Source organism: Natronosalvus amylolyticus (assembly GCF_024298845.1).
Lineage (GTDB): Archaea > Halobacteriota > Halobacteria > Halobacteriales > Natrialbaceae > Natronosalvus > Natronosalvus amylolyticus.
Genome location: NZ_CP101156.1, coordinates 1,854,338 through 1,879,379 on the forward strand (window position 1 = coordinate 1,854,338; position 25,042 = coordinate 1,879,379).

Here is a 25,042-nt window from a genome sequence, read left to right on the forward strand (position 1 = left end):
CTGGCCAAACAGGCCCGTCGTCGCCTCCCGTCGGCGTTCGAGGCAGTTAGCACTCACCAGCTAGCATTCAGAAAACGATTCTCCCGTCAGTGGTGTTACGACACTAGAGTCGCTCGAGATTGGTGGCTCGTGGACCCTTGTCTGCCTGTTCGATATCGAACTCGACTTCCTGTCCCTCCTCGAGATCAGGGCCGCCGACGTCTTCCATGTGGAAGAACACGTCGTCGTCTGCGTCGTCAGTTTCGATGAAGCCGTAACCGCCTGTGTCGTTAAAGAACGCGACCGTACCTTTCGCCATTGCAGGTGTTCCAACTCACGACAGGAGCATAAAGGTTCGGGCGTAGAACCGACTTTTTTGCCGTTCGAACGGGCGATCGAGTCGGTTTCACCGATTGTCTCCTCGAGCGGAAGCTCGATCGAAAACCGCGCCTGGCGTCGAAACCGCTCACCACGTCTTGCAATCGTGACAGACGAGAGCGTCGCCATCCCGCCAGACGTGTTCGACGGTTTCCCCACAGCCAGGACAGGTGTATCGACCCCACCCATAGGTCGAAAGGCCTGATTCGGTGGGTTCCTCGTCCGCGCGTTCGTCGCGATCTCGCGTGACTGGATCGGTATCCTTCGACTCCAGCGCACTCGAGTCGCTGGCATCAGATGCAGTCCCGTCGCCGCCGACGAAGTCGGTCAATCTCGCGTCGTCCTCGGTCACGGAAAACGGTACGAACGGCGGCCCCTTATACTGTCGGACCACCACCGACTCGGGATCACTCGAGTCGAAACCGACCACACCACCGTCGAGAGACCGGTACGGACAAGTACCACCGCTTGGTAGGTTTTCGTATGGTTACCGTTGCGCTCGTGAACGCGATCATGGACGACCTCGTCGAGATGACCAGCCTCTTTGGCGACGTTGCGATGGGAGAAGGACTCGCACCGCTTTTGGTGCTGGTAGGAGCGATCATCATTGCCGTCAGCAGCGGCGTCTTCGGCATCCTCACACTCGGCGGCATCGCCAGCCTCTTTTCGTTCGACTGAGCGGCCTGTGCACGTTTGGGAGTCGTTCGTGACTCCGTCACAGGTCGACGTGTGAACTGGACGAATAGGTTTGGCTCACACAGTCAAGCGTGACGAACCACTCAGTTCGTCTCGTCCCGTTCGTAGGCCATCTCGAGCGCGTCGGCTGTCGCCTGAATAGCCCACTCGAGGTCCGGGCCCAGTGGCGAGCCGACGACGATCCCATCGACGTGTGAAAGGGCCGCGCTAAACTGTTCGGCGACCGAGTCCGTCGTGCCCGCGATGGAGAAGGCGTCGATCATCGCCGGCGTGACGGCCTCGAAGGCGGCGGTGAGGTCGCCCGCCTCGAGGTGGTCGCTCACGGTTTCTACCGCCTCGGCATCGATCCCGTGCCGCTCGATCACCGGCGGGGCCGCCCCACCGGCGATGAACGCAACCGGCGGCCGGGCAGCCGCTCGAGCCGCGTCCGCGTCCTCGGCGACGCTCACGCTCGCGAAGGCCAGTGACTCGAACGCGCCGTACTCGTCGGGGCGATCCGCGAGTCCCTGCTCGATCTGCCCGGCCGACCACTCCAGATCACGCGGGTGGGACGCGTTTATCAGGACACCGTTAGCGTGTTTGGCACTCATTCGAAGCATGTGTGGACCCTGTGCACCGACGTACACCGGAATATCGGTCGCCTCGAGGTTGAGCGAGGCGTCACGAGCGACGAACGTACCCTCGTGGCTGACGGTCTCCCCAGCCCAGAGCTCTCGAGCGACCGAAAAGGCCTCCAGCACGCGCCGAAGCGGGCGTTCGTGGTCGATGCCGAGATTCGCGAGGGCGGAGCGGTCGCCAGCCCCGATACCGTAGACGGCACGACCGTCGCTCACCTCGTCGATGGTCGCCGTGCGGGCCGCCAGCGGAACCGGATGGTCCTGAAACGGATTCACGACGCCCGGACCGAGGCGAATGCTGTCGGTCGCCTCGGCCATGCGTGAGAGGGTGACGAACGGGTCCCGATTGAAATAGTGACTGCTCGCAAAGGCGACGTCGAAGCCCTCGTCTTCGGCCAGTGCTGCGAGCGCGGCGATTTGGTCGGGCGGGTGCTCCGGCGTCAGTTCGATCCCCCAGGTCGGTCGACTCGAGTCAGTGTTCACGCGTCCTCGAACCTCCATTGACGCAGCGCCTGACGAACGAAATCGCCCTCGACCTCCCGAAACAGTTCGTCGCTCCCGTCGTGGTCGCCGAACGCCCAGTCGCGAACGACGACTGCGGGGTTCCCGTCGTCGCCTTCGCCGGTTACCAGATTCGCGGCCGAGGCGAGTTCGTCGACGACCGATTGCACGGTCACCCCGAGTTCGCGGCCGTCACGGTCGTGTTCGCCGCGCCAGTCGCGGCTCGCGGGCATCCCCGCCCAGCCCAGTGCGACACCGCGCTGGCCGTGACGGAACGGACGACCGCAGGTGTCGGTGACGATGACGGCGACATCTTCGAACCCGCGTTCGGTCAATCCATTACGAATCCGCTCGGCGCTCGCCTTCGGTTGCTTCGGGAGCAACAACAGGTCGTGGTCGGGAACGTTCGACCGGTCGATGCCCGCGTTCACCGACACGTGACCAAATCGCGACTCCGTCAGCAAAAACGGGGCATCCATCAGCAGTTCCGTGCTCTCCTCGAGTACCGCCTGGGCAAACCGCGGGTCCTTTTCCTCCCCCGTCAACTCCTCGAGTCGGGCCGCGATTTCCCTGGCTCGAGGGCTCGCGGGGAAATCAGACAGGTCGGCGGCCCGGTCTTCGGCTTTCGAGACGACCGTACTGGCGACCGTGAGGACGTCGCCGGCCTCGAGGGCCACCCGATCGGCGATGAGATCGGCGAGGTCGTCGCCGGGTCGGATTTCGGGTAAATCCGGGACAGCGAAGCATTCCATACCGGAAGAATGGGCGGCCCCTTCAAAAGGTCACCGTCACCGGAGACCGACGGGGCGTCCTGTTCGAAGGAAGATGAAAGCGACAGACAGGACACTCGAGGAAGATGAAAGCGACACACCGAAACCACTCCGTCGCATACGCTCGATCGGGCGGCGGTGACGACATGTTACCCCCTCCGAGCCCCTTGTGACGAGGGCCTTTTGACTGAGCCGCCCCATTCTTACGTGACTCTCATGCGCTGTACCGTCGGGTATCAGCACGCCTGGGGCACTCGCCGAGACACCGAAACGACATTGCCTCCCACTCGAGCGGTTTCTACCCCCGATACCGAGCGTATACTTTTCGGCTCCCTCGTGGTAGGGAAGGTAACATGTACGAGAAGATACTGCTGACCACCGACGGTAGCGAGCTGGCGACCCGCGCCTGCGAACACGGCCTCTGGCTCGCCGACCAGGTAGGCGCGACGGTGCACGTGGTGCACGTCGTCTTACCCGAGGACGCCAGCGACACCGAACGAGCTGACGCCGCTATCGAACCCGTCCGCTCGAGTGCCGACAAACGCGAACTGACGGTCAACTCGAGCGTTCGGACGGGGTCACCCGCGAGCGAGATACTCGAGTACGCCGGTGAACACGGCGTCGATCTAATCGTCTGTGGCACGCACGGTCGAACCGGGATCCGTCGGCTGGTTACCGGGAGCGTCGCCGGCCGCGTCATCCGGGATGCCCAGGTGCCAGTCCTCTCGGTGACGCCGACGGCAGGGGCAACCCGAACCGAAATCAGCGACATCCTGCTCGCGACGGACGACCGCCGAGGGACCGAGGGGGCGAACGAACAGGCGCTCGACATCGCGAGCGCGCTCGAGGCCGACCTCCACGCGCTGTCGGTCGTCGACGACACCGGGTCGCGACTCGAGGTGGTCCTCGAAGCGTTCGAAGAACAGGCCCAAAACACGGTCGAGACGATCCGATCGTCGGGAGCGATCCGCGAGATTTCGGTCACTGAAGCGATCAGACGCGGAGAGCCGAGTCGCGAAATCGTCGAGTACGCCGAAAGCAACTCCGTCGACCTGATCGTGATGGGGACCGAAAGCCGGTCGGGCCTCGAGCGATTCGTCTTCGGGAGTTGTTCACAGCGCGTGGTCAGCACGGCACCGGCCCCCGTGTTGACGGTTCGAACGCTGGAGTGAGACTGCCGGGCAAACGTATGAAGACACCCCCTACGCTCGAAGCGACAGACCGAGCTGCCCGACCGACAGTATTCACTTCCTCGAGTCCGTTCTCGGTTTCATGGTCACCGTTCGCCCTGCGCAGCCAGGCGATGGCGAGGCGCTGGTCGCCGTCCACGTCGCAGCCATCCGCGAACTGGGTTCGAGCGCCTACGACGACGAACAGATCGAGGCCTGGGCCGCCAGGAAGGATCCGACCGGCTACCCCGTCGACGAGGAAACGGCTCACTTCGTCGTGGCAACACTGAATGACGACGTCGTCGGGTTCGGTCACCTCGCCCTCGAGGCCGCCGAGATCAGGGCCGTCTACGTCCATCCCGATCACTCGCGTGATGGCGTCGGCACGAGGTTGCTCGACCACCTCGAGGCGACCGCGCTGGATGCGGGTCTCGAGGACCTGTCCCTGTTGGCATCGAAAAACGCCGTCGGGTTCTACGAACGCCGCGGCTGGACGCCCACCGAGTGGGTCGACCACGAGTCGACCGGCGGCGTGATCCTCGAGTGCCTGTGGATGGAGAAGTCACTGCCCGGGTGAAATCGTTCCTCGGCAGCCACTCGAGGCGATTCGGTTGGGAAGCCACTCAGAAGAACTGAAACAGGTCGTCGCGTTGCTGTTCGTGCAGGTGGCTTCTGACCGCTTCGTTCAGCGCGTCTATCTGCCCGTTTTTCGCTTTGATCGGCGCAATCGTATCCTGCCACTGCTTCCACGGCGGCAGCAATCCGAGTCGGTCACAGATGTCGTCCAGTCGCTCGTCCCTGTCGTCGACTTTGTCCATCTTGTTCACCGCGACGACCGTTGGGATGTCCAGGTCGCGCAGGAAGTGATACATCTCGACGTCGTAGGGAATCTCGTCCGGGCCCGAATGGCGGTCGATGATGTCGACGGCGCTCTTGCCATCGAGAACGAGCACGCCCACCAGGATCTTGTCAGCGTGTTCCTCGAGATACTGGACGATAGCCGTCTTGATCTGCTCGCGGCGGTCACCCTCGACGCCGCTCATGAAACCGAATCCCGGCAGGTCCGTGATGACGAAATCCTGGGCCGTCCAGTCGTAGTGATTGGGCGAGCGAGTGACGCCGGGTTTTCCGCCGGTGTCGAATCGGTGGCCCGTAATTTCGCGCATCAACGTCGACTTGCCGACGTTCGAGCGCCCGACGAGGACGACCTCGGCGTCACGGTCCGGTCGCGTATCGAAGGAATCCATTACCGACTGTTGGTGCGGCGTGGGTTTATAAGCGACGAAGGGAGCACTGCTCATTCACCGAGGACCGATAAATAGCTACAAAAACAATAGTTCGGGTTACGACTCGAGACGTTCATCGAGGCAGTCGGTCGAACAGAAGTGTGTATGTGTGGCCTGTCCGTCCTCGATCGAACTCACGACCCGTCGCTGGTGAGAATCAGTGATAGTCGTCCCACAGACCGGACACGACCGTGACGATTCACCCTCGCCGTCGGCTCGCAACTCACCCATGTGTACACGGATGCAAGTGAGTGACACACTTGAAGGAACCTGTTGTGGCGATATCGGCCGCCGAGATGCGTCTGGTCGAGCCAACACACGAGTTATCCGGTCAACTCGTGGAGTCTGCTGTCGTTCGAGGTGTTCCAAAGTCGCTCGTTCCGTGACGAACGACGATTACAGCCACGATCACGAGCATGAAGAAGATAAACGCCTGACCGCCAGCGCCGGTTTCGATCGCTGGAAACGCCCAGAGTGCCCAGTTGAACGAGGCATGCATGAGAAGCATAGCCAGCAAGCTGCCACCGGTGTTCGCATACACCCACGTCATCACGACCGACAGCAGCGTGATCGTGATCACAAATCCGATCAGCGGTCGCTGATAGTACAGGTCCATCGTCGGCATGTAAAACCACGGGAGATGCCACACACCCCAGACGAATCCGAGCCCGAGACTCCCACCCAACGCGCCGAACCGCTCGAGTAACGGCTCGAGTGCGTACCCGCGCCAGCCAAACTCCTCTTGCAGCGGCCCGCCGAGAAACAGAATCCAGATGAACGCAATGGGGAGAGCGGGCAGCTCTCCAGCCCACGGGTAGGTCGGTTCACCACCGAACGCGAGGCTGACACCGACGCCGATCACGGCGACGGCTGGAAACAACACGAGTATCGGCACGAACCAGCGGCGGTCGAACGATCGATCGACGGCCCGTTTGAGCAGTCGCACGATACCGCTACGGCCACGAGAGATACCGACGAGGACGAACGCGGCCACTGCCGGGCCAAACGCCCCAACTTCCGGGAGGGAAGCCACCGCCTCGAGAGCGCCATCGGCCGGTACGATACCAGTCTCGAATCCCGCCTCGAGAGCAACCTGGGGAAGCCAGAGCGACCACGAGAAAAGAAAGGTCAGTGCAAAAAAGGCCACCAGAGCACTCGATTTTGGCGTCATCTCTCGAAGAATGGTCATGAACAGAGAATACGCCCTGAATACAAATCGATTCCGACAGCAAAACGGTTCAGAAGACGACCAGAGCGTGTCGATGAATCAAAGTGTTCGATTATCGGCCTGAGTGACGACACCACAATCAGTCGTCGGTCAGCGCCTTCGTGATCCCGTCGACCGGTCGGTCGGGATTGACGTCGTCGATCTCACCGGGCAACCCCAGCTGGTAGGCGTCACCGTTCTCGCGAACCGTCGTTCGACCGCGGTGAACCGACACGTCACCGTTGAGGTGGAGTCGAACTGCCTCGAGCAAGGCGTCCGCTTCGAGCGGTTGCCCGCGTTCTTTCATCATCTCGAGGTCGGCGTCGTCTGGCACGTCGAACGCGCGCTGGGTGATGACCGGCCCCTGATCGAGGTCGGTGGTCACGTAGTGAGCCGTCACGCCAGCGACGCGAACCCCCTCCTCGATAGCTTGGCGGTAGGCTTCCGCACCGGGGAACGCCGGCAGGAGGGACGGATGAACGTTGATAATCCGGTCCTCGTAGCGAAAGACCACGTTCGGGCTCAGAATCCGCATATACCGGGCGAGAACGATCAGGTCGGCGTCGTACTCTGCCAGCAACTCGAGCAGTTGGTCCTCGTTCTGGGCCCCGTTGTCGTTCCCAATGTCGTGGAATGGGACATCGTAGTGGGCGGCCAGCGGTTCCAGATCGTCGTGATTCCCGATGACGACGCTGATGTCTGCCCCGAGCGTGTCGTTCGCCCAGGCCTCGAACAGTGCCTCGAGGCAGTGACTTTCTTTGGTGACTAGTACGGCAATTTGCTGGTTGTCCCGGTCGGCCGGGAAGCGAGCCTGGACGTCCAGTCCGAGGTCATCCCCGAGGTCATCGAGGTCGCTGCGGAGTTTTCCCTCCGTACAGACCATCCCCGCGGTGTCGACGGCGAGGTACATCCGAAAGACGCCGTCGCGGACGGCCTGATCGAGGTCTTCGATGTTACAGCCGCGTTCGAACAGCAGGGTCGTGACGCGAGCGATCAGCCCGGTATCGTCGTCCCCCACGACGGTGATTTCGGTGATATCAGTCGTCACGTGCGATCACCCGTAGAACGGATAACAGGTCGTTGGGCCGGAAAACGGAGAGGTGATTCCAGCCAGCATCCGATGCTGGGGGGAGTTGCATACTCGGCATTGGTCCGTCCGTAAGCTATGGGGGGTCAAAAGCCCTCCTTTCGGCCCAACATTGGCACAAGAGGCGATGTCGTTCGACACTCGAGATGGTGGCAAAACACACTCGAGGCGGTTCACGACGGGAGATACCGAACGCTCAACACGCCCGCGTCGGCGTCCCGTCTGACCTCGACGCGCACGGCCTCGAGTCGTGCCGCTCGCGCAATCGTTTCGTCGTCCTCGAGCACGTCTCGAGCGGCGTCATCGACGCGGTCGCCGGGTACGCGAAACACGTGAATTTCGCCGCGTCCGGCGCGCTCGTGCTGGCACAACTCACCCATCTCGGCATCGGCGGCGAGCGATTTCGAGTGCTGGGTCGGCTCGAGGTCGCTGTCGACCAGCTCGACGCTGCGCCGGTCCGCGACGTCGATGAGCGTCCAGGACACCTCGAGTGGCGGTTCCGGAGCCAGCGTCGCCTCGAGGACGTCATTGACCTCGAGGCCGTCGTTTCCGGTGAGCGTGTGTACCTGTGCGGAGTCGACGTCTTGCACGACGACGGAGTCGGCCTCGGCGTGCGTGACGACGAACGTCCCAGTCTTTTCGGTCATACGAGGGCCAAGGCGTGCCGTGGCTTTCGGGGTTTCGACTCCGGACGGATCTCGAGCGTGATCACCGAGACTGACGATGGACGACGTAAATGAGCACGGCTGCGAGGATGGGAAATGCGAGACCGACCGTAGCCGGAAGGTCGTAGAGGAACGTAACCACCGGCCCGAAGACGCCGTCCACGTCGGACTGGTGTTCGGCCGGGACCGTCGGAATCAACCCGACGTACAGCGAGGTGAGAAAGACGAATCCAGTGACGGCAAGCCGTCGGTCGTACCGCACGTCGTCCCCCGTCTTCCGGCGGTGTCGGCGGGCGACGAACAGTACCGGCGCGAGAATCGGCACGACGACGAGGATACCCAGAAAGACGACGAACGACCGCGAGAGCGCCAGCGTCGCCGTCGTATCGGCCGTCGCCCCAATAATCACGACGACCGCCAGGATGAACGCGATGGTCACGAGCACTGCTGCGAGTCCACCGACGACGGCGTACGCTCTGAACAGCCGCGACCGGCTCTGACGGAACGCGTACGGAAACGTCCCGAGCACGCCACGATAGCTCCGACCGTCCTCGCCCTCGGCCGTTCCGTCGGCGGTGTCGCCCGTCTCGCTCATTACTCGAACCTTGGCCTGCGGGCGAATAAGGAATGCGATGACACTCTCGAGGGCGTGGTGACGACACCCCTTAACGAGTAGTGGCGACACTCTCAAACCCGCGGCGAGGACGCCCTCATGCACGCCATTCTCGCAACGCCGTGACGCAACGACTTTACTCACGGCTGTGCGTGCTCTCATTATGGACGTAGACATCGGCAACGCGCTGTCGTCGGTCGCCTCGCCGGGACTCTCGAGAGACGCACTCGAGGCACTCGACGAACAGGTCGCCGTCGCACACGAGCGAATCGAGATGGGGCGGGCGAACGACGAACACGGCTATGCCGCGTTGAACCTCCCCGACACGACCGACCCCGAGGCGATCAGGGCAGCCGTGGATCCCGTCGCCGACGCCGACACGCTCATTACCATCGGTATCGGCGGCAGCGCGCTCGGAGCCGCGACCATTACCGACGCCCTCGCGGACGCCGGCGACGGCACCGAAACGTTGTATCTCGACAACGTCGACCCGGCCTGGGTGAACCGACAACTCGAGGACCTCGACCTCGAGCGAACGGCGATCAACGTCGTCTCCCGCTCCGGAACGACCGCCGAGACGCTGGCGAACTTCCTCGTCGTCCGTGACGCCTTCGAAACCGCCGGCGTCGACTGGACCGACCGAACCGTCGTGACGACCGGCGACAGCGGACCGCTCAGTGACCTGGCGACGCGCCACGACCTCCCGGCCGTCGCCGTCCCCGACGGCGTCCCCGGTCGGTTTTCGGCACTCTCGGCTGTCGGCATGGTTGCCGCCGCCGTCTGTGGCCACGACCTCGAGGCGCTGCTGGCCGGCGCTCGAGCCGAAGCCGACACCCTGACCGGCTCGCTGTTTTCGTGTCCCGCCTACGCCTACGGTGCGACGACGTACGCCCTCGACGCCCGCGGCGTCTCGATGAACGCGATGATGCCGTACGCCGAGTCGCTCGAGACGTACGCCGAGTGGTTCGCTCAGTTGTGGGCCGAGAGTCTGGGCAAAGACGACCTCGGGCAGACACCGGTGCGCGCCCTCGGCGTCACGGACCAGCACTCGCAGTTACAGCTCTACCGTGCCGGCCCCCGGAACAAACTCGTCACGTTCGTCACGCCTCGAGAGCGTCCGAACCGCCCGATTCCCGACACCGACGTCGAGACGCTGTCGTACCTCGGTGACGCCACGCTCGGCGGCCTGCTCGAGGCCGAGTTCGAAGCGACCGAAGCGAGCCTCGCCGCGGCCGGTCGGCCCAACGTCCGCGTCGAACTCGAGCGCGTCGACGCCTACGAAATCGGTGGGCTCCTGTACGGTATGGAAGCCGCCTGCGTCCTCGCTGGCGAACTGTATGGCGTCAATGCGTTCAACCAGCCGGCCGTCGAGTGGGCGAAAAAGGCTACCCGCGGACTACTGGGAGGCGGCGACTTCGAGGAAGCAGAAGCCGTTGCCGACAAGGAGACGCTTCGCGTCGAGCGGTGAGCGTCGAGCGGTGAGCATGGGTCGTTTCTCGCGAGACACCAAAATACAAGCGATACTTCACCAGCTCAGGCCGCGTCTCTCCAGTTCAGGCCGCACCCCTCGAGTGGCTGGGAACGTCCGGAAACCACGACGAGCGGACGGCAGATTACAGCACATCTAAGCCGCTCGAGTCGTACGATTCGGTATGAACGAGACCGCACGGGACGAACGTACCCGTTCGGAGCGTGAAACAGTGGCCGGCATCGGACTGGTGCTGGCCGCAATCGCGATGGCCGGGATGGCCGTCCCGCTGCGACAGGGTGTCGACGAGCCGGCGGTGCAAGTCGGCCTCGGTTGCTCGCTCCTGGCCGTGGCTGTTTTCGCGGGCCGTCGGTACGACCACCTCGAGCGACGCTACAGCCTGCTTGGGGCCGTCGCCAGTTTCGCCGTCGTGGCCCTCGCCGGCTTCGCCCTCAATCAGGGAATCAGCGCCACCGTGAGCCTGGTGGGTATCACCCTCCCCACCGTCTTCGTCGCCTTCATGGCGAGTGGCGTAGCAATCGGTATCGCTGTCGCGGAGTATGGCGAGAGAACGCTGACCGGCCTCGGACAACAACTGACGCTCACGACGCAGCTGTCGGTCGTCGCAGTGGTCGCCTGGCTCATGGCGGCGTTCGTTGGCGTGCTGTTCATCCAGTTCGGCCGCGGAATCTGGGGTGACCTGACGGAGAATCAGCTCCGGATCGCCAATCAGATCGGATTCGCCGTCGCCACCGGGGGTATCGCCGTCGGCTACGTGTACGCTACCGGTCGCGACTGGTCGTTTTTCGACCTCCGACGCCCGACGCTTAGAGAAATCGGTTGGATCGCCGGCGGTATCGTCCTCATCTTTCTGGCGAACATCGCCATCTCGTTCCTGTTTACCTCGAGTGGCGTCGAAGGAGCAGAACACACAGCAACACAGGACGTCGCCCAGAATCCCCAGCTGTTGTACGTCGTAATCCCAGCATCGATACTCATCGTCGGCCCCTTCGAAGAGCTGTTCTACCGAAACGTCGTCCAGAAGTCGATGTACGACGTGTTCTCACCGGTGGGTGCACTCCTCGTCTCGAGTGTGATTTTCGCCGGCGTTCACTACGTCGCCTATGCGATTAGTGGAGCGGCGTTCGGGGCGGTGTTGGCGAGTCTGGCCGTGGTCTTCGGGCTCTCACTGGTCCTGGGAACGGTGTATTTGCGCACCGGGAATCTCTTCGTGCCGGCGATTATCCACGGCCTCTACAATGCCATCGTGTTCGCTTCGGTCGTGCTGTGAAGCGCTCGAGAACCGTCGCTGACGAGTACACCTACGATGGTGTCGCTCGCTGGCTGGTTGGTACAACTCATAGCTTAATCGGGAGTGACTCGCCGTTCACTCGAGGTTCTCCCCGACCGTTCCGAATCAGTACGTCGTTGACCAGTACCAGTACACCGTTACCGCAGTCAATACGACGAGACCACCGAGGAAAAAGAGCAGGCCCGGTGGAATCGTCGCGAAGATAGCATCGGCGGCTTCGGCCGCGCCCTCCCCAGTCACGTTGCCGTCGTCCGCCGGTTCTACGGTGTAAGTATCGCCGTCTGATGTGGCGTCGTCGGTCGTCGTCCCGCTGTCGTCACCCGGGGGTTCACTATCAGCCTCCTCGCTATCTTCGACCTCGTCGGGTTCGTCCTGTGCCTCGAGGCCGCCATCGCCAGTGTCTTCTTCGGTCTCTGCAGCCTCCTCGTCGTCTGTCTGTGCAGTGCCGAGACCTCCTTCGTCGTCCCCAGCCGTCGAATCGTCCGTCGTCTCCTCAGCCTCCGGCGGCTCGCTGTCTGCGTCCGCAGCATCGTCCCCTGCAACGCTCGAGTCGCCATCGTCCTGGCTGTCAACCGCCATATCCCCACCGTCAGCGCCCGCAGGAGCGGCCGCCGTGTCGTCTGCTGCTGGCGAGAAATACTCGCTTAACCCGTACTGGACGAGCAAGCTTCCACCGGCGAGGGCGGCCACTCCGCCGATAAACCGCGAGAGCGCCGTCTTGAGCTGGGCCGCTTTCGACTGGTCGCTGGTGACGATTAGTGGGCCGTCAGCCGTCGCATAGACGCTCATCTCGTTGCCTCGCGAGGAGTACCAGGTGTCGACGACCTCCACGAGCCCCGCATCCTCGAGTTTCTCGAGGTGATAGCGCACGTTCTGAATCGAGGAGTCGATGGCATCGGCGACGTCGCTCGGCGTACCCGGTTCGTTGTTCAACGTGGTGTATATTTGCCGGGCCGTCGTCGAAGAGAGCGCGCTAAACACAGCGTCGGCGTCCTCGTCCTCGAGGTCGACGACGCGCGGTTGACCCTCCGTCGCGGGCGTCTCGGAGCGAAGCGGAAACAGACGCGCCATTCGGTCTCTATTTTAGTTCACACAGCGACATATATACCCCTTTCCCTACGTAAAATGGCGTTTTTACCTTGCAGATACAGGCAGTAGACTGCCCAGAAACAGATGATGGAGAAAAATCTTCAATAGCCCAATTCGTATAGAAACAGTTACCCACAGAGAGTATCGAAGGACGGTATGGACTGGCTGGAACGGATTGGGTGGATACTCGGCGCGACGGCGCTCTGTATCCTCGGTATTCCGTGGTTTCTCTGGGGAAACGACACCATCGTCGCAGGACTGCCGCTGTGGATCTGGTGGCATATCGGCTGGTTAGTGCTGGCATCAGGGCTGTTCTGGCTGTTCGCCCAACGAGCCTGGGGCGTCGGTATCGAACCAGAGACGGCCAAACGGAACGGAACCAACGTGCCTCCCGGAGGTGAGCGATGACACTCGAGATACAACTCGCCATCATCGTCGGGTACCTGCTGCTGGCGCTGGTTATCGGCCTCGTCGCGTACCGACTGACCGACCGCACGGCCGAGGACTTCTATCTCGCCAGCCGAACCGTTGGCACCATCGTCTTGCTGTTTACGACGTTTGCAACCCTCCTGTCGGCGTTTACGTTCTTCGCAGGGCCGAACCTCGCGTATCTCTACGGGCCCGAATGGATTCTCGTCATGGGCGTGATGGACGGACTCATATTCGCCGTCCTCTGGTACGTTATCGGCTATAAACAGTGGTTACTCGGACAACGACATCGGTACGTCACCCTCGGCGAAATGCTCGGTGACCGCTTCGCCTCGAAACGACTGCGCGGTATCGTCGCCGGCGCAAGTCTCTTCTGGCTGTTCCCGTACGTCATGCTTCAGCAGGCCGGTGCGGGCACTGCACTCGAGGCCCTTACCGAGGGCGCCGTCCCGTACGCCGCCGGAGCCGGGTTAATTACGTTGTTTATGATTCTGTACGTCGTCCTCGCCGGATTTCGTGGCATCGCCTGGACCGATACGCTCCAGGGTGCGTTCATGCTCGTCACGACCTGGGTCGCCCTGCTCTGGGTGCTCGCCGTCGTCGGCGGGCCGGGCGTCGCGACGAGCGGCCTCGAAGCGACGGCGAGCGAACATCTCGCACTTGGTAGTGCCTACTATTCGCCGCAATTCATGCTCTCGACGGCGATCACGATTGGCTTCGGTGTCGCGATGTTTCCACAGGTCAATCAGCGCTTTTTCGCCGCTGGCTCGAAAGAAGTACTCAAACGCTCGTTCGCTCTCTGGCCGATCCTCTGTCTGTTGCTGTTCGTCCCGGCGTTCATGCTCGGGGCGTGGGCACGGGGGCTCGAGACAGGTATCAGTGTCGCTGAAATCGAGGCTGGCGGAAACGTCCTCCCGCTGATTCTGGCCGAGTTTACACCGACCTGGTTCGCCGCTCTCGTCATCGCCGGTGCGATGGCCGCGATGATGTCTTCTTCCGACTCGATGCTCCTTTCCGGGTCGTCGTATTTCACCCGTGACCTGTATCGCCCGTTCGTCGAATCGGCTGTTTCACCCCGCCGTGAAGACGTTATCGCCCGCGTTGGCGTCGTCGTCTTCGCGCTCTCGACGTTCGTCGCGAGCCTGTACAATCCGGCAACGCTGTTCGAGCTTGGTGATGCAGCGTTCAGTGGTTTCGCCCAGCTGGCACTACCAGTCATCGTTGCCCTCTACTGGCGAAATACCACTCGAACAGGCATCACCGTCGGCATCGTCGGCAGTCAGCTGTTTTACCTCGCGAGCGTCTTCACGGCGGTCCCGAGCGCCTACGCCGGCTGGTCGGCCGGTCTGGTGGGAATGGGGGTCGGGCTCGTCCTGACGGTAGGCGTCTCCCTGCTGACTGCACCGGCAGCCGACGAACAGCGCGCGATTTACTTCGAGGGCCTCGAGGGCGATTAATCGGTACGTCGAAGGTGGTTGACGGCGAACGGCCGGTACAGAATGTCGACATCGCTGCCATCCGAATTCGCCGACGAGTGGCGACAGGCCGGCACACACCGCGAACGCGGCTCGATCATGGTACTCTCGGTCGTCGCCGAGACGACACTCTATGAACACCGTGAGACGGCGACGGCGATAGCAGACGTCGACACCGACCTTTCCCCGCGGTCACTGTACCGAATCGACCTCGATATCCATCCCCCACTGGGCGCACTCGGGGTTACCCCGGAGGGGGTATTCTCGATGGCGGCCGGGAAGGCGAAAGGGCGATTCGTCTCGATGATCGAATCAGAGGGGCTGCAAATCGACGGTGAGCGAAACGTCGTCTCCTTCGACCGCGGTGATGGGGTCGCCGGGAAGTGGTACGTTTTCGAGAGCCGGTACCCGCTCGTGACCGAGACGAGCGAGAGTGCGGGGAGTTCGTCCGACTCGAGTTCGGATACCCCCGGAACCGGCGGTGAAACCTCGCTCGCCGACGGCATCACCACAGAAACTCACCTGGCCATCTGGCCGACCGCAAACAGCTACGCGATGGCTGGCGGGACCTTCCCACTCGAGGCACCGCCTGGACTCGAGTCGACGCTACAGGTCGACCCGGAAGCCGACCGGGAAACCATCGCCGCGTTCGTACGGGCGATGGCCGAACCGGCGCTCGAGCCCGAAGACGATCAGCGATAGTCGTACTGGCTGCTGTAGACCAACACGGTTAGGGGCCTCTCATCCCAACGAATAGGTATGCAAACCCACATCGTCCCGGTCGGCTTCGACTACGACCGGCTGATCGCGCCCCTGGTCCGCGATCAGTACGACGTCGACCGCGTCATCTTGCTCGAGGGCGCAGTCGGGAGCGAGGCTAACGTCGAGTACTCCCGTCACCTCTCACAGAAGCTCGAGACCGACTTCCAGAACCTGCTCGGAGCGACCACCGAACGGTTCGTCCTCGAGGACGTCTACGACTACGACGAGGCCTTCGAGCAGGCCTACGACCTGATCAACGACGAACTCGACCGAGGCAACGAGGTCTGGGTCAACATCGCCGCGATGCCCCGGACCGTGAGTTTCGCCTTCGCGACTGCGGCCCACTCGCTGATGGTCGAACGACAGGACGAACGCGAGCACATCCACACCTACTACACAGCCCCAGAGAAGTACCTCGAGACCGAGCTCGCCGAAGAACTTCGCGAGCAGGCAACCCTGCTCGAGGACCTCCTCGAGTCGACGGTCGAACAGGGCGTCGAATCGGCAGCCATCGAGGGTCACAACGCCGACACACAACCCGACGGTGACCACTTCGTCGCACAACTCGAGGGCGACCGAATCAGCACACGACTCGAGAGCGCGCGGAACCTCCTCGCGGAGTTCGACGAGCGTGGAACCACGATCGGGGCGAAAGAGATCAACGGTGCACACATCGTCGAACTGCCCGTTGCCTCCTTTTCGAACGTCAAGCCCTTCGAGGAACTCATCCTGTACAAACTGGGCGAAGACGGCGAGTTCGAGTCCGTCTCCGAACTGGCCGAAGCCCTCGCTCGAGAACTCAACGAAGAGTACACCGACAGTTTCCGTTCGAAAGTCATCTACAACGTCGACCGACTGGGTCCCGGTGGCAAAGGCTACATCGAGCGCGAAGAACACGGAAAGTCCTACCGAACGCGACTCTCGAGGATCGGGGAACTGTGGGTTCGTGCCCACTCCGATTCGACGCCCGTTTGAGTGAGTGGAGGCGGATTCCTCGAGGCCGTCCGCTCATACGATCGGTTGGAGGCTCTTCTCGTCGCCCATTCGGAATAGCGATCACCGACTATAGTAGCCAGTGAAACGATTGACACACCTACCGCGATGCAGTCTTGTGATAGGGTGTGCAATGACTTTCACTGGCTACTATAGTACAACCGACCGTATCAGTCTTCGTCGGCTGAGGCGGACACAGTAGCATGAGGTGGTGGTCCCCCGTTCGCACTGGCAGCGTGTTCCGGCGGGCCGTTTCCGCTAGCGGCGTGTGCCGGTGGACCGCGGTCGCCATCGTTTACAGCGGGTTCCGCGGCCCCTTCGTCACCGGAACTCGAGGAGACCGTTCCCTCGTCGTTCGTCGAGTCGGACTGGGATTCCGTATCCATCATCACGCCGTCGGCGCTCGAGTCGTCGTCACCATCCGTCGTGTTCGACGCCCCGATCTCGGTCGCGTTCGTCTCTGTTTCCTCGTCAGAGGACCCGGTATCCGACGTGTTCTGGGGCGTCTGGGGATTCGTCCCATCGTCGACGAACTGCGACGCGGCCCACTGGTAGAGCGCTGACCGGTCGTCATCCACGCTCGAGTCCTCGCCCGGACCGAACAGTGACGGACCGACATCTGGCGTGAGCAACACCGCCATGCCGCCAAGCGTGAGCCCCGTCACGACGATCAAGGTAACCAACGCAACGGGAGTGGCCGACGGCGTGGGTGCTTCGGACATGGCACTCGTAATCCCGGCTTTCCCGAGTGTGGGCTTTGTTACGCGCCGCCGATACCGTCCGTGACTACTGTATGTCTCGCCTACTCCGAACGCAAAGTCGTCAGTGCCCCATCGACAGCCGCTCGAGGACGCGTTCCCGGACGACCAGCAAACACGGCAAGACGGTGAGACAGGCGATAAACGCAAAGATGATCGCCAGACCGGTCACCAGGCCAAAGCGCTGGAGCGGTGGGGCGAGTGCCAGCGCGAGCACACCGAAACCGGCCGCCGTCGTCGCCGCGCTGCCGAGTAAAGCCCCGCCGGTCCCCGTGACTGTCGCCGTCAGCGCTTCCTCGAGCGAGCCACGTCGTTCGCGTTCGTCGACAAAGCGCTCGCTCAGGTGAATACTGTAGTCGACTCCCAGGCCGATGGCGAGACTCGTAATGACGGCCGTCTCGCTGTTAAACGGAAGGTCGAGCAGTGCCATCGTGCCAAGCAGCCACGCGAGTGCGGCGACCACGGGTGCCAACGTGACGATACCGAGTGTGAACGTCCGATGGCGGACCCAGTACAGCGCCGTCAGAAACACCAGAATGACGACGAGCGTGACCGCAAACGCCTGCACGAGCGTCTCGAGAAGGGCATCCTGAATGACCGCCGTGGTAACTGGGCCGCCAGTCGCGACGGCAGTAACCGACGAACGGGTTTCGATTTCACTCGCGAACGACCGCGTGTCGTCGGCGACCGTCTGGGCGGCGGCGTCGCCACGAACCGAGACGACGAGACGAGCGGATTCGTAGCTACCGTCGTCGGATCGCTCGAGGACGCTCGCAGCAGCAACCGGGTCGGCATCATACAGCACGTCGTACAAGCCCGCCAGGTCCGTATCGGGAATGTCGTCACCGGTAGTATCCCGTTCCTCGAGCGCCGTCGCCACGGTTTCGTCCTCCGCAGCGACGCGTCGGAGCGTCTCGAGGGGGCCATCGACGGCGGCCGTCCCGTCCGAGCGGAGCGAAATCGTCCCCTCCCCGTCGACGGTTCCGCGGGCGTCTTCGATTGCTCGAAGGAGATCGGGGTCGGTCGGATCACCATACAACAGCACCTGTGACTGTGAGCCCTCACCCTGGCCCTGGAAGTTCGTCGCAAGGTACTCAGCGTCGTCAGCGATGGTATAGGTGCCAGGCGAGAGCGGGCCGGGTATCGATTTGGCCCACTCGGGAGCGTCCTGCGGGAGGAAATCTGCTTCGTTGAACTCGGTATCGATACCTGTCGCGCCGTAGGCACCACCTGCTGCGAGTAAGAACGCAATGAGGATGACAGCGACAGGTACCCTGCGAGCGAGCGTGACACCACTCGAGAGCGCGCGGTTGACGGGGCCCGGCGTGACGCCGAAAGGTGGTTTGGCCCGGTTGCGACCGAAGCGATTCTCGAGGAGCGAGTCGACCTCGACTTTGAGCGCGGGGACGAAGATCCCGAACGCGATGAACGTGGCGAGAATGCCACCGGCGCTCAGGATGGCGAAGTCCTGAATCGCCGGCAGCGGGCTGACTACGTTCGAAAGGAAACCAACCCCGGTAGAAAACGTCGCCGCGGCGAGTGCGAGGACGACACCGCCGAGACCGAGTGCCATCCCGCGATGAATCCCCCTGACGCCACCGTCGGCGAGGTGTAACTCAGCGTCGTCAGATCCACCGTCGCCGTCTTCCTCGAGGGTGCCCGCCCGGGCCTCACGATACCGCATCACGACGTGTAACGAGTAGTCGATAGAGAGGCCGATCAGGAGGAACGGCACAGCGATCAGGAGTTGGCTTGTCGGAATGCCTAGCCAGCCGATGAGGCCAGCGAGCCAGGCCATGACGACGGCGATACCGACCAGTCCGATCAGCACGTCGACGACGTCGCGGTAGGTGACACCCAGAACGAACAGCACCAACACGAGCGCGACTGGGGTAATGATGGCGAAACTGTCACCGACGGCGCTCGCTGAGGCCGCGTCGGTTATCCCCTGTCCGAAGACGAAGCCGTCGTCGAAGCGCTGTTCGAACAGCGACTCGATTTCCACGTGGGCGTCGTAGGCCGCCTGTGGATCCTCGCCATCCTCGCTATCGTCGATCTGGAAAAGGAAAACGATTCGCGACTCGGCCGTCGTGGCCCCCAGTTCGTACGACTGTGGCAGGAAGTCGGTCGGGTTCTGACCCCGCGTTTCGGCGTCCGGGTCGAGCACGTCCGCAAGCAGCGCTTCGACGGCCTCGTCCGATCGGGACTCGAGTGCAGCGATCTGTTCCTCGAGGGTCGGCTGACTCCTGTCGGGCGGTCCGTTCGCCTCGGCGGCCCTATCCTCGAAGACGGCCGCCGTCGCCACGACGTTCTCGAGACCGACGAAGCCATCGTCGTCGAGTGTTGCGTTCAGGGCGGGATCGGCCCGCACGTCCTGTTGCAATCGTAGTCCCTCGAGTAACGACTCGCGTGTGAGCACGTCACCACCCTCCTCACGGACGACGATCTGGGCGACGACACGGTCGTCAGTCTCGTAGCGTTCGTCGATGTACTCGAGCGCAGCCGTTTCCTCGGAGTCCGTCTCGAACTCGCCGATACCAGCGTCTTCGGTCTCGTTGACGACGGCGCCCGCCGCGACGACTGCAGTCAGGACCAACAGTACGAGCACGACCAGTTTGCTTCGTGCAACGAGTCCATCGGCATACCGGTCGGCGAGCGCCGATTTCACGGACCGCTCACCCGTATTTGTCCGTCAGTACGCAGAATCCGTCCACTCCCCGCCCTCTCGGTCATTGCTGGGGTTCGGACCCGAGCGTTCATATAGATTCGGTTAGAAGTAGGTTATGTATAATCAAAATCCGATTATGAGGCTAGATACCGACCGAGAACGCGGAATGTTGACCCCTGCAGACCGGGCGTTCCTCCTCGGCGAGCGGGAAATGAGCCACGACCAGTCACGACGCAATGCCGAGGCCCGAATTCGCCAACGCGTGACCGACACCGTGTTGGATTTCGATCTGTTGTTACACACGCTTTCGGACAAAGACCGGGCACAGGTGTTCGACGACGTCCACACCGACGACGCGTTTCTGGACGCACTCAAAGCGATGATCGCGTTCGCCTACATCGGAACGAAAGAGCAGGGCTTTCCGTTCGAGGATCTCCTCGTCCCCGCCGTGCGAGCCTCCGAGGAGGCGATGGCCGCAAAGCAAGCAGGTACCAACGTCTCCGTCGGGGTTACTTTCGACGTCGAAACCACTATCGAAGACACCCTCGAGGGGGTCGCCGGTCGCCTCGCAGAGAACAAACCGATCACTCCTCGAGAGCTATTTTCGCTGATCATGCAGGGCGGTCACGATCCAACGCGCTACGACGAAATCGTCCTCCACCGTCGTCTCGAGGAAGACGACGGCGTCGACGATGCGTTCCTCGAGCGGCTGGCAAGCTATCTCGAGGCCGACCTCGAACACGAGAACGAAACGCGAGCGATTATTTATCCCTGATATCCACCAGCGACTTCTCCTGACCACCACCAACGACTTCTCCTGACCACCACCAGCGAATCCTGAAATGAGGGAGACGAACGCGAAACACCTAAAACGGTCGACAGACACACACTACGTATGGACGCGTTCGTCACGCTCGAGTATGCGGCCGACGACGGTCCCCGAGACACCGTTTTCGTAGGGGCCCCGTAGCCCCATCTTCACCACCGTTTCGACGGATGTATTGTCACCGACTGAATTGCAGTGAACAACGACCAGTATCACCAATGGACGAACCCACCCACCGATTTGGACCCACGTCGTATCGACGCCCGCCTCGGGCGGTGAAAGCATGAGTATGGAATCGACAGCCGAAGACACGCTCGAGGGGAGCTACGACCCCGAGCGAATCGAATCGGCCTGGCAGGACGCCTGGGTCGAGGCGAAAACGTACCGGTACGAGGGCGAACCCGGCCAGGACCCAAACACGACCTACGCCATCGACACCCCGCCGCCGACAGTTTCGGGGAGTTTGCACATGGGTCACCTGTACGGCCACACCCTCCAGGACTTCGCGGCCCGTTTCCAGCGGATGGCTAACGGCGATGTCCTCTTTCCCTTTGGCTACGACGACAACGGCATCGCCTCCGAGCGACTCACGGAGAAAGACCTCGACATCCGCCACCAGGATTACGAACGTCGAGAGTTCCAACAGCTCTGTCGAGAGGTCTGTGAAACGTACGAAGCCGAGTTCACCGACAAGATGCAGTCCCTCGGGACCTCTATCGACTGGGATCACACCTACAAGACGATCGAACCACGCGTCCAGCGTATCTCCCAACTCTCGTTCATCGACCTCTACGAACAGGGGCGAGAGTACCGCAAGAAAGCACCAGCAATCTGGTGCCCGGAGTGTGAAACCGCAATTTCGCAAGTCGAAACCGAGGACGACGAGCGCCACTCACATTTCAACGATATCGCGTTCGAATTGGTCGGAGCAAATCCGCCTCGAGAGGAGTTCGTCATCTCTACCACGCGTCCGGAACTGATTCCGGCCTGCGTCTCCGTGTTCGTGCACCCCGACGACGAAGACAATCAGGACCTCGTCGGCGAGACCGCACGGATCCCGCTGTTCGGTCACGAGGTCCCTATCATCGAAGACGACCGCGTCGACATGGAGAAAGGCAGCGGGGTCGTCATGTGCTGTACCTTCGGCGACCAGAACGACATCGAGTGGTACCAGGCCCACGACCTACCCCTGCGTGTCGCTATCGACGAAACCGCGACGATGACCGACCTCGCCGGCGATTACGAGGGAATGCACACCGAGGAGGCCCGCGACGCCATCGTCGAGGATCTCGAGGAAGCCGGCTATCTGCGCGACCGGCGCGAAATCGTCCACGACGTCGGGGTTCACGAGCGGTGTGATACGCCCGTCGAGTACCGCGTCTCCAAGCAGTGGTACATCAACGTCCTCGATCACAAAGACGAGTACCTCGAGGCTGGCGAAGCCATGGACTGGTACCCCGAAAAGATGTTTACCAGGTACCGTCACTGGATCGAAGGTCTCGAGTGGGACTGGCTGATCTCCCGCCAGCGAGATTCGGGGATTCCGTTCCCGGTCTGGTACTGTACCGACTGTGATCACGAGATTCTGGCCGAGAAAGCAGACCTGCCGGTCGACCCCCTCTCCGACGAGCCGCCGGTCGACACCTGTCCCGAGTGTGGGAACGACACCTTCGAACCCGAAGAGGACGTCTTCGACACCTGGGCAACCTCGTCGCTCACGCCGCTCATCAACGCTGGCTGGGACTGGAACGAGGAAACCGAGTCCTTCGAGATGTCCAACCCCGAACTCTACCCCTTCGACCTGCGACCACAGGGCCACGACATCATCTCGTTCTGGCTGTTCCACACCATCGTCAAGTGCTACGAACACACCGGCGAGGTGCCCTTCGACGCCACGCTGATCAACGGCCACGTCCTCGACGAGAACCGCGAGAAGATGTCCAAATCACGGGGCAACGTCGTCCAACCCGCCGAAGTCCTCGCGGAGTATCCCGTCGACGCCGTCCGGTTCTGGGCCGCCAGCGCCGCCGTCGGCGACGACTTCCCGTTCCAGGAACAGGACATCGTCGCCGGCGAGAAACTGTTGCGAAAGCTCTGGAACGCCTCGAAGCTCATCGACACGCTCGCACCGCGTAACCCACCAGAACCCGACGAAATCGAGCCGATCGATCGCTGGCTGCTCGCCGAACTCGACGACACCATCGAGACGCTGACCGAGCACTTCGAGGCCTACGAGTTCGCCAAAGCCCGCAACCACCTCAGGACGTTCTTCTGGAACACGTTCTGTGACGATTATCTCGAGATAGCGAAAACGCGTGAGGACCGGCCGTCGACACAGTACGCGCTGCGGACGGCCCATCGCGCGTTCTTGTTGTTGTGGGCACCGATTATTCCGCACGCGACCGAGGAGATATGGCAGACGGTGTACGCAGACGAGGACGGTACGGAGACCTTCGACAGTCTCCACACCGAAGCGTGGCCCGAGCCAGCGGGCTACGAAGCCGACCTCGAGGCTGGTGAGACGGCGATGGAGGTTATTTCTGCGCTCCGTCGGTACAAATCCGACCGCCAGTTACCACTGAACGCCTCCATCGATGCCGTTTCCGTCCACGGTACCCTCGAAGGCTTCGAAACAGCCATTCAGGACGTGACCCACGTCGAGACGCTCGAGGTGCTCGAGGAACCACCAGAGATTACGACCCAGGTGGCCTCGATAGACCTCGACTACGCCACGGTCGGTCCGAAATACGGCGCCAAAGTCGGCGATATCGACACCGGTATCGAAAGCGGCGAGTACGAAATCGACGACGATGCCGACGTCCTCCGCGTGGCCGGCGAGGAACTCGAGAGCGACCTGTTCGAGGTCGAACTCGAGCGAACGTACTCCGGCGACGGCGTAATGATCGAGACGGATGCTGCCGTGGTCATTATCGACGACGACACTACGGAGTAACGGCTACGAACATCCAGCGGTTTCGAAAACCCAGTGACTGAGCGACTCACGTGGACAGTTTGTCAGAAATACGTGCAATTACTGTAGACATACAGCAAGAAAAAACTGATTACTGAATCCCGAATAAAGCTTAATGTACCGTGGCCCAACTCACACGGTGTACTCAACTGAAGTCGGTTCGCGCACGAGGTTCGGTTTCCGTTGTGTAAGTCGAGTACGCACCCATGAAAACAGATACTTTCCCCAACCAGGGCAGTGCAAAACAGCCGTCACCCCCGCCAAACACGGTATTTCGGCTGTTACTCGACGAGCGCAGACGCCAGCTGTTACGAATCCTCAGGCAATCGGTTGGAGTCTATACCCTAACGGACCTGGTCGACCACCTCGAACTACTCGAGGATAAGAAGGCGTCAGGAAGCGAAATCGAATGTAGCCTCGTGCACGTTCATCTCCCAGTACTCGAGGAAGCCGGCATCGTTCAGTACGATACGGCGATGGGAACGGTCAAACCGACGGAAAAAGTCCGTTCGCTCGAGCCATACCTCGAGTTATCGGCGCCTCACGACCGTCAAACGGCCGATTGAGAATTCAATGGCGGGAAGCGTCGTAATCGGATAGCTCACACAGTTTTGCGCGCGTCGCCATCGCAAGAAACAGCGCGAGTAAGGTAAAAGTCACTTCGCCAGCCGCGATAACACCGAGCGCATCCGCCCCGAGAAACACCGACTCGTCTCGCTCGAGCGGAATCGGCGTGTGGTGGGGTTCGCCGATGATGGGAATAAAGTAATCGACGACGAGATTGATCGCGTAATAGCCGGTTGCGACGGCGATGGCCCACACCGGAAACGACGTAATTCGGTAGAGCACGAACGCCTGAACGACCATTGCAAGGTGACTCCAGAACAGGAACTGAAACATGAGCGGATGGTGATAGCTGTAGGCATCGTAAAACGCGAGCAGGGTGTACGGCGTCCACAGTCCAAGTATGATGTTTCCGAAGAACGCAATCGCCGTGAGCCAGGGCAGTTCGTGGCCGAGTTTCCAGGCGGCGATCGCCAGTGCGATGGCGAGCGTCGCCAGCGGACTGTCCGGCACGAACGGCCACATTACCATCGGTGTTCCTGCCAACTGGCCCTGATAATACCAGAACCCAAAGCCGGTTCCAGCAAGGTTGATCGCCACGATGACCCACGCGTAGCGAAGCCCAAAATTTTCGAGACGAGCGGGCAGCGGAGCGAGATACTTCGGCAGCTGTGGTCGCTCCGGGAGTGGCGCACTCGCAGTCATCGTTCCCGATGATGGACGGAGCCGTGAAAACGATAGCGGTCCAACTCCAGCGTT

At 61.9% G+C, this 25,042-nt stretch carries 27 protein-coding genes; 12 read left to right on the forward strand and 15 right to left on the reverse strand.

Translation table 11 applies throughout. From position 1 onward, the window contains the following. Positions 1-103 precede the first annotated feature (103 nt). Positions 104-298, reverse strand: coding sequence for a cold-shock protein (locus NLK60_RS08775; RefSeq protein ID WP_117362766.1), 195 nt, complete (start codon positions 296-298; stop codon positions 104-106). A gap of 147 nt (positions 299-445) precedes the next feature. After that, positions 446-709, reverse strand: coding sequence for a DUF7573 domain-containing protein (locus NLK60_RS08780; protein ID WP_254807426.1), 264 nt, complete (start codon positions 707-709; stop codon positions 446-448). Positions 710-840: 131 nt separating this feature from the next. On the opposite strand from NLK60_RS08780, the gene NLK60_RS08785 reads away from it, so the two are divergent. Next, positions 841-1,035, forward strand: coding sequence for a DUF8024 family protein (locus NLK60_RS08785; RefSeq protein ID WP_254807427.1), 195 nt, complete (start codon positions 841-843; stop codon positions 1,033-1,035). Positions 1,036-1,136: 101 nt separating this feature from the next. Here the strand turns inward: NLK60_RS08785 and NLK60_RS08790 are convergent, their stop codons facing one another. Next, complete coding sequence (locus tag NLK60_RS08790; RefSeq protein ID WP_254807428.1) at positions 1,137-2,171, reverse strand: 5,10-methylenetetrahydromethanopterin reductase; 1,035 nt, start codon at positions 2,169-2,171, stop codon at positions 1,137-1,139. Beyond that, positions 2,150-2,923, reverse strand: coding sequence for a coenzyme F420-0:L-glutamate ligase (locus NLK60_RS08795; RefSeq protein ID WP_254807429.1), 774 nt, complete (start codon positions 2,921-2,923; stop codon positions 2,150-2,152). Before NLK60_RS08795 ends, NLK60_RS08790 begins: the two co-directional genes overlap by 22 nt. A gap of 371 nt (positions 2,924-3,294) precedes the next feature. Between NLK60_RS08795 and NLK60_RS08800 the strand changes: the two genes are divergently transcribed. Together NLK60_RS08800 and NLK60_RS08805 are read left to right on the forward strand one after the other, a co-directional pair. Then, complete coding sequence (locus NLK60_RS08800; protein WP_254807430.1) at positions 3,295-4,113, forward strand: universal stress protein; 819 nt, start codon at positions 3,295-3,297, stop codon at positions 4,111-4,113. A gap of 100 nt (positions 4,114-4,213) precedes the next feature. Further along, positions 4,214-4,687, forward strand: a complete 474-nt coding sequence (locus NLK60_RS08805) for a GNAT family N-acetyltransferase (RefSeq protein ID WP_254807431.1) — start codon at positions 4,214-4,216, stop codon at positions 4,685-4,687. Between the two features lie 46 nt (positions 4,688-4,733). On the opposite strand, the gene engB is transcribed toward NLK60_RS08805, so the two are convergent. The 6 genes from engB to NLK60_RS08835 all read right to left on the reverse strand — a co-directional run bounded on the left by engB (position 4,734) and on the right by NLK60_RS08835 (position 8,950). Further along, the gene (gene engB / locus NLK60_RS08810; RefSeq protein WP_254807432.1) at positions 4,734-5,357 is read right to left on the reverse strand and encodes a GTP-binding protein EngB; all 624 of its coding nucleotides are present in this window, start codon (positions 5,355-5,357) and stop codon (positions 4,734-4,736) included. Positions 5,358-5,453: 96 nt separating this feature from the next. After that, positions 5,454-5,627 carry a DUF7576 family protein gene (locus NLK60_RS08815; protein WP_254807433.1) on the reverse strand — a complete coding sequence of 58 codons (174 nt, stop codon included), beginning with the start codon at positions 5,625-5,627 and terminating at the stop codon, positions 5,454-5,456. Between the two features lie 100 nt (positions 5,628-5,727). After that, the gene (locus NLK60_RS08820) at positions 5,728-6,585 is read right to left on the reverse strand and encodes a CPBP family intramembrane glutamic endopeptidase (RefSeq protein ID WP_254807434.1); all 858 of its coding nucleotides are present in this window, start codon (positions 6,583-6,585) and stop codon (positions 5,728-5,730) included. A gap of 118 nt (positions 6,586-6,703) precedes the next feature. After that, positions 6,704-7,651 carry a formyltetrahydrofolate deformylase gene (locus NLK60_RS08825; protein ID WP_254807435.1) on the reverse strand — a complete coding sequence of 316 codons (948 nt, stop codon included), beginning with the start codon at positions 7,649-7,651 and terminating at the stop codon, positions 6,704-6,706. A gap of 212 nt (positions 7,652-7,863) precedes the next feature. Continuing rightward, entirely contained in the window at positions 7,864-8,337 is a 474-nt protein-coding gene (locus tag NLK60_RS08830; protein WP_254807436.1) for a DUF5812 family protein, read from the reverse strand. 61 nt (positions 8,338-8,398) lie between these two features. Further along, positions 8,399-8,950, reverse strand: coding sequence for a DUF8056 family protein (locus NLK60_RS08835; protein ID WP_254807437.1), 552 nt, complete (start codon positions 8,948-8,950; stop codon positions 8,399-8,401). 181 nt (positions 8,951-9,131) lie between these two features. Here NLK60_RS08835 and NLK60_RS08840 point away from each other — a divergent pair, with 181 nt between their 5' ends. Then, complete coding sequence (locus NLK60_RS08840) at positions 9,132-10,436, forward strand: glucose-6-phosphate isomerase (RefSeq protein WP_254807438.1); 1,305 nt, start codon at positions 9,132-9,134, stop codon at positions 10,434-10,436. Positions 10,437-10,620: 184 nt separating this feature from the next. Next, positions 10,621-11,727, forward strand: coding sequence for a CPBP family intramembrane glutamic endopeptidase (locus tag NLK60_RS08845; protein ID WP_254807439.1), 1,107 nt, complete (start codon positions 10,621-10,623; stop codon positions 11,725-11,727). A gap of 126 nt (positions 11,728-11,853) precedes the next feature. Here NLK60_RS08845 and NLK60_RS08850 read toward each other — a convergent pair whose 3' ends face one another. Beyond that, entirely contained in the window at positions 11,854-12,819 is a 966-nt protein-coding gene (locus tag NLK60_RS08850; protein WP_254807440.1) for an ArsR/SmtB family transcription factor, read from the reverse strand. Between the two features lie 174 nt (positions 12,820-12,993). Here NLK60_RS08850 and NLK60_RS08855 point away from each other — a divergent pair, with 174 nt between their 5' ends. From NLK60_RS08855 to NLK60_RS08870, 4 genes are read left to right on the forward strand one after another with little or no spacing between them, the layout of a single operon-like run. Next, entirely contained in the window at positions 12,994-13,245 is a 252-nt protein-coding gene (locus tag NLK60_RS08855; protein WP_254807441.1) for a DUF3311 domain-containing protein, read from the forward strand. After that, entirely contained in the window at positions 13,242-14,723 is a 1,482-nt protein-coding gene (locus NLK60_RS08860) for a sodium:solute symporter family protein (protein ID WP_254807442.1), read from the forward strand. The genes NLK60_RS08855 and NLK60_RS08860 overlap by 4 nt, the downstream gene beginning before the upstream one ends. Before the next feature lie 42 nt (positions 14,724-14,765). Then, positions 14,766-15,443, forward strand: a complete 678-nt coding sequence (locus NLK60_RS08865) for a hypothetical protein (RefSeq protein ID WP_254807443.1) — start codon at positions 14,766-14,768, stop codon at positions 15,441-15,443. A 57-nt stretch (positions 15,444-15,500) separates the two neighbouring features. Further along, positions 15,501-16,478 (forward strand): HFX_2341 family transcriptional regulator, encoded by a 978-nt coding sequence (locus NLK60_RS08870; RefSeq protein WP_254807444.1) that lies wholly within the window; start codon positions 15,501-15,503, stop codon positions 16,476-16,478. 188 nt (positions 16,479-16,666) lie between these two features. On the opposite strand, the gene NLK60_RS08875 is transcribed toward NLK60_RS08870, so the two are convergent. Together NLK60_RS08875 and NLK60_RS08880 are read right to left on the reverse strand one after the other, a co-directional pair. Then, entirely contained in the window at positions 16,667-17,218 is a 552-nt protein-coding gene (locus NLK60_RS08875; protein WP_254807445.1) for a hypothetical protein, read from the reverse strand. A gap of 100 nt (positions 17,219-17,318) precedes the next feature. Continuing rightward, positions 17,319-19,922 carry an efflux RND transporter permease subunit gene (locus NLK60_RS08880; protein ID WP_254807446.1) on the reverse strand — a complete coding sequence of 868 codons (2,604 nt, stop codon included), beginning with the start codon at positions 19,920-19,922 and terminating at the stop codon, positions 17,319-17,321. 136 nt (positions 19,923-20,058) lie between these two features. Here NLK60_RS08880 and NLK60_RS08885 point away from each other — a divergent pair, with 136 nt between their 5' ends. Next, positions 20,059-20,697, forward strand: coding sequence for a DUF8102 family protein (locus NLK60_RS08885; RefSeq protein ID WP_254807447.1), 639 nt, complete (start codon positions 20,059-20,061; stop codon positions 20,695-20,697). A gap of 114 nt (positions 20,698-20,811) precedes the next feature. Here NLK60_RS08885 and NLK60_RS08890 read toward each other — a convergent pair whose 3' ends face one another. Then, positions 20,812-20,964, reverse strand: coding sequence for a hypothetical protein (locus NLK60_RS08890; protein WP_254807448.1), 153 nt, complete (start codon positions 20,962-20,964; stop codon positions 20,812-20,814). A gap of 73 nt (positions 20,965-21,037) precedes the next feature. Between NLK60_RS08890 and NLK60_RS08895 the strand changes: the two genes are divergently transcribed. Together NLK60_RS08895 and NLK60_RS08900 are read left to right on the forward strand one after the other, a co-directional pair. After that, complete coding sequence (locus NLK60_RS08895; protein ID WP_425499040.1) at positions 21,038-23,701, forward strand: valine--tRNA ligase; 2,664 nt, start codon at positions 21,038-21,040, stop codon at positions 23,699-23,701. A gap of 224 nt (positions 23,702-23,925) precedes the next feature. Continuing rightward, entirely contained in the window at positions 23,926-24,285 is a 360-nt protein-coding gene (locus tag NLK60_RS08900; protein WP_254807450.1) for a DUF7344 domain-containing protein, read from the forward strand. Between the two features lie 4 nt (positions 24,286-24,289). On the opposite strand, the gene NLK60_RS08905 is transcribed toward NLK60_RS08900, so the two are convergent. Then, complete coding sequence (locus tag NLK60_RS08905; RefSeq protein WP_254807451.1) at positions 24,290-24,988, reverse strand: DUF1405 domain-containing protein; 699 nt, start codon at positions 24,986-24,988, stop codon at positions 24,290-24,292. Positions 24,989-25,042 lie beyond the last annotated feature (54 nt).

Bases quoted from the DNA above. Each gene is read 5' to 3' on its own strand.
- NLK60_RS08875 (WP_254807445.1), bottom strand. From the start codon at position 17,218: ATGTCCGAAGCACCCACGCCGTCGGCCACTCCCGTTGCGTTGGTTACC.
- engB (WP_254807432.1), bottom strand. From the start codon at position 5,357: ATGGATTCCTTCGATACGCGACCGGACCGTGACGCCGAGGTCGTCCTC.
- NLK60_RS08830 (WP_254807436.1), bottom strand. From the start codon at position 8,337: ATGACCGAAAAGACTGGGACGTTCGTCGTCACGCACGCCGAGGCCGAC.
- NLK60_RS08895 (WP_425499040.1), top strand. From the start codon at position 21,038: ATGGAATCGACAGCCGAAGACACGCTCGAGGGGAGCTACGACCCCGAG.
- NLK60_RS08790 (WP_254807428.1), bottom strand. From the start codon at position 2,171: ATGGAGGTTCGAGGACGCGTGAACACTGACTCGAGTCGACCGACCTGG.
- NLK60_RS08900 (WP_254807450.1), top strand. From the start codon at position 23,926: ATGAAAACAGATACTTTCCCCAACCAGGGCAGTGCAAAACAGCCGTCA.
- NLK60_RS08865 (WP_254807443.1), top strand. From the start codon at position 14,766: ATGTCGACATCGCTGCCATCCGAATTCGCCGACGAGTGGCGACAGGCC.
- NLK60_RS08885 (WP_254807447.1), top strand. From the start codon at position 20,059: ATGAGGCTAGATACCGACCGAGAACGCGGAATGTTGACCCCTGCAGAC.
- NLK60_RS08850 (WP_254807440.1), bottom strand. From the start codon at position 12,819: ATGGCGCGTCTGTTTCCGCTTCGCTCCGAGACGCCCGCGACGGAGGGT.
- NLK60_RS08775 (WP_117362766.1), bottom strand. From the start codon at position 298: ATGGCGAAAGGTACGGTCGCGTTCTTTAACGACACAGGCGGTTACGGC.
- NLK60_RS08835 (WP_254807437.1), bottom strand. From the start codon at position 8,950: ATGAGCGAGACGGGCGACACCGCCGACGGAACGGCCGAGGGCGAGGAC.
- NLK60_RS08820 (WP_254807434.1), bottom strand. From the start codon at position 6,585: ATGACCATTCTTCGAGAGATGACGCCAAAATCGAGTGCTCTGGTGGCC.
- NLK60_RS08795 (WP_254807429.1), bottom strand. From the start codon at position 2,923: ATGGAATGCTTCGCTGTCCCGGATTTACCCGAAATCCGACCCGGCGAC.
- NLK60_RS08800 (WP_254807430.1), top strand. From the start codon at position 3,295: ATGTACGAGAAGATACTGCTGACCACCGACGGTAGCGAGCTGGCGACC.
- NLK60_RS08905 (WP_254807451.1), bottom strand. From the start codon at position 24,988: ATGACTGCGAGTGCGCCACTCCCGGAGCGACCACAGCTGCCGAAGTAT.
- NLK60_RS08840 (WP_254807438.1), top strand. From the start codon at position 9,132: ATGGACGTAGACATCGGCAACGCGCTGTCGTCGGTCGCCTCGCCGGGA.
- NLK60_RS08785 (WP_254807427.1), top strand. From the start codon at position 841: ATGGTTACCGTTGCGCTCGTGAACGCGATCATGGACGACCTCGTCGAG.
- NLK60_RS08805 (WP_254807431.1), top strand. From the start codon at position 4,214: ATGGTCACCGTTCGCCCTGCGCAGCCAGGCGATGGCGAGGCGCTGGTC.
- NLK60_RS08860 (WP_254807442.1), top strand. From the start codon at position 13,242: ATGACACTCGAGATACAACTCGCCATCATCGTCGGGTACCTGCTGCTG.
- NLK60_RS08870 (WP_254807444.1), top strand. From the start codon at position 15,501: ATGCAAACCCACATCGTCCCGGTCGGCTTCGACTACGACCGGCTGATC.
- NLK60_RS08855 (WP_254807441.1), top strand. From the start codon at position 12,994: ATGGACTGGCTGGAACGGATTGGGTGGATACTCGGCGCGACGGCGCTC.
- NLK60_RS08845 (WP_254807439.1), top strand. From the start codon at position 10,621: ATGAACGAGACCGCACGGGACGAACGTACCCGTTCGGAGCGTGAAACA.
- NLK60_RS08815 (WP_254807433.1), bottom strand. From the start codon at position 5,627: ATGGGTGAGTTGCGAGCCGACGGCGAGGGTGAATCGTCACGGTCGTGT.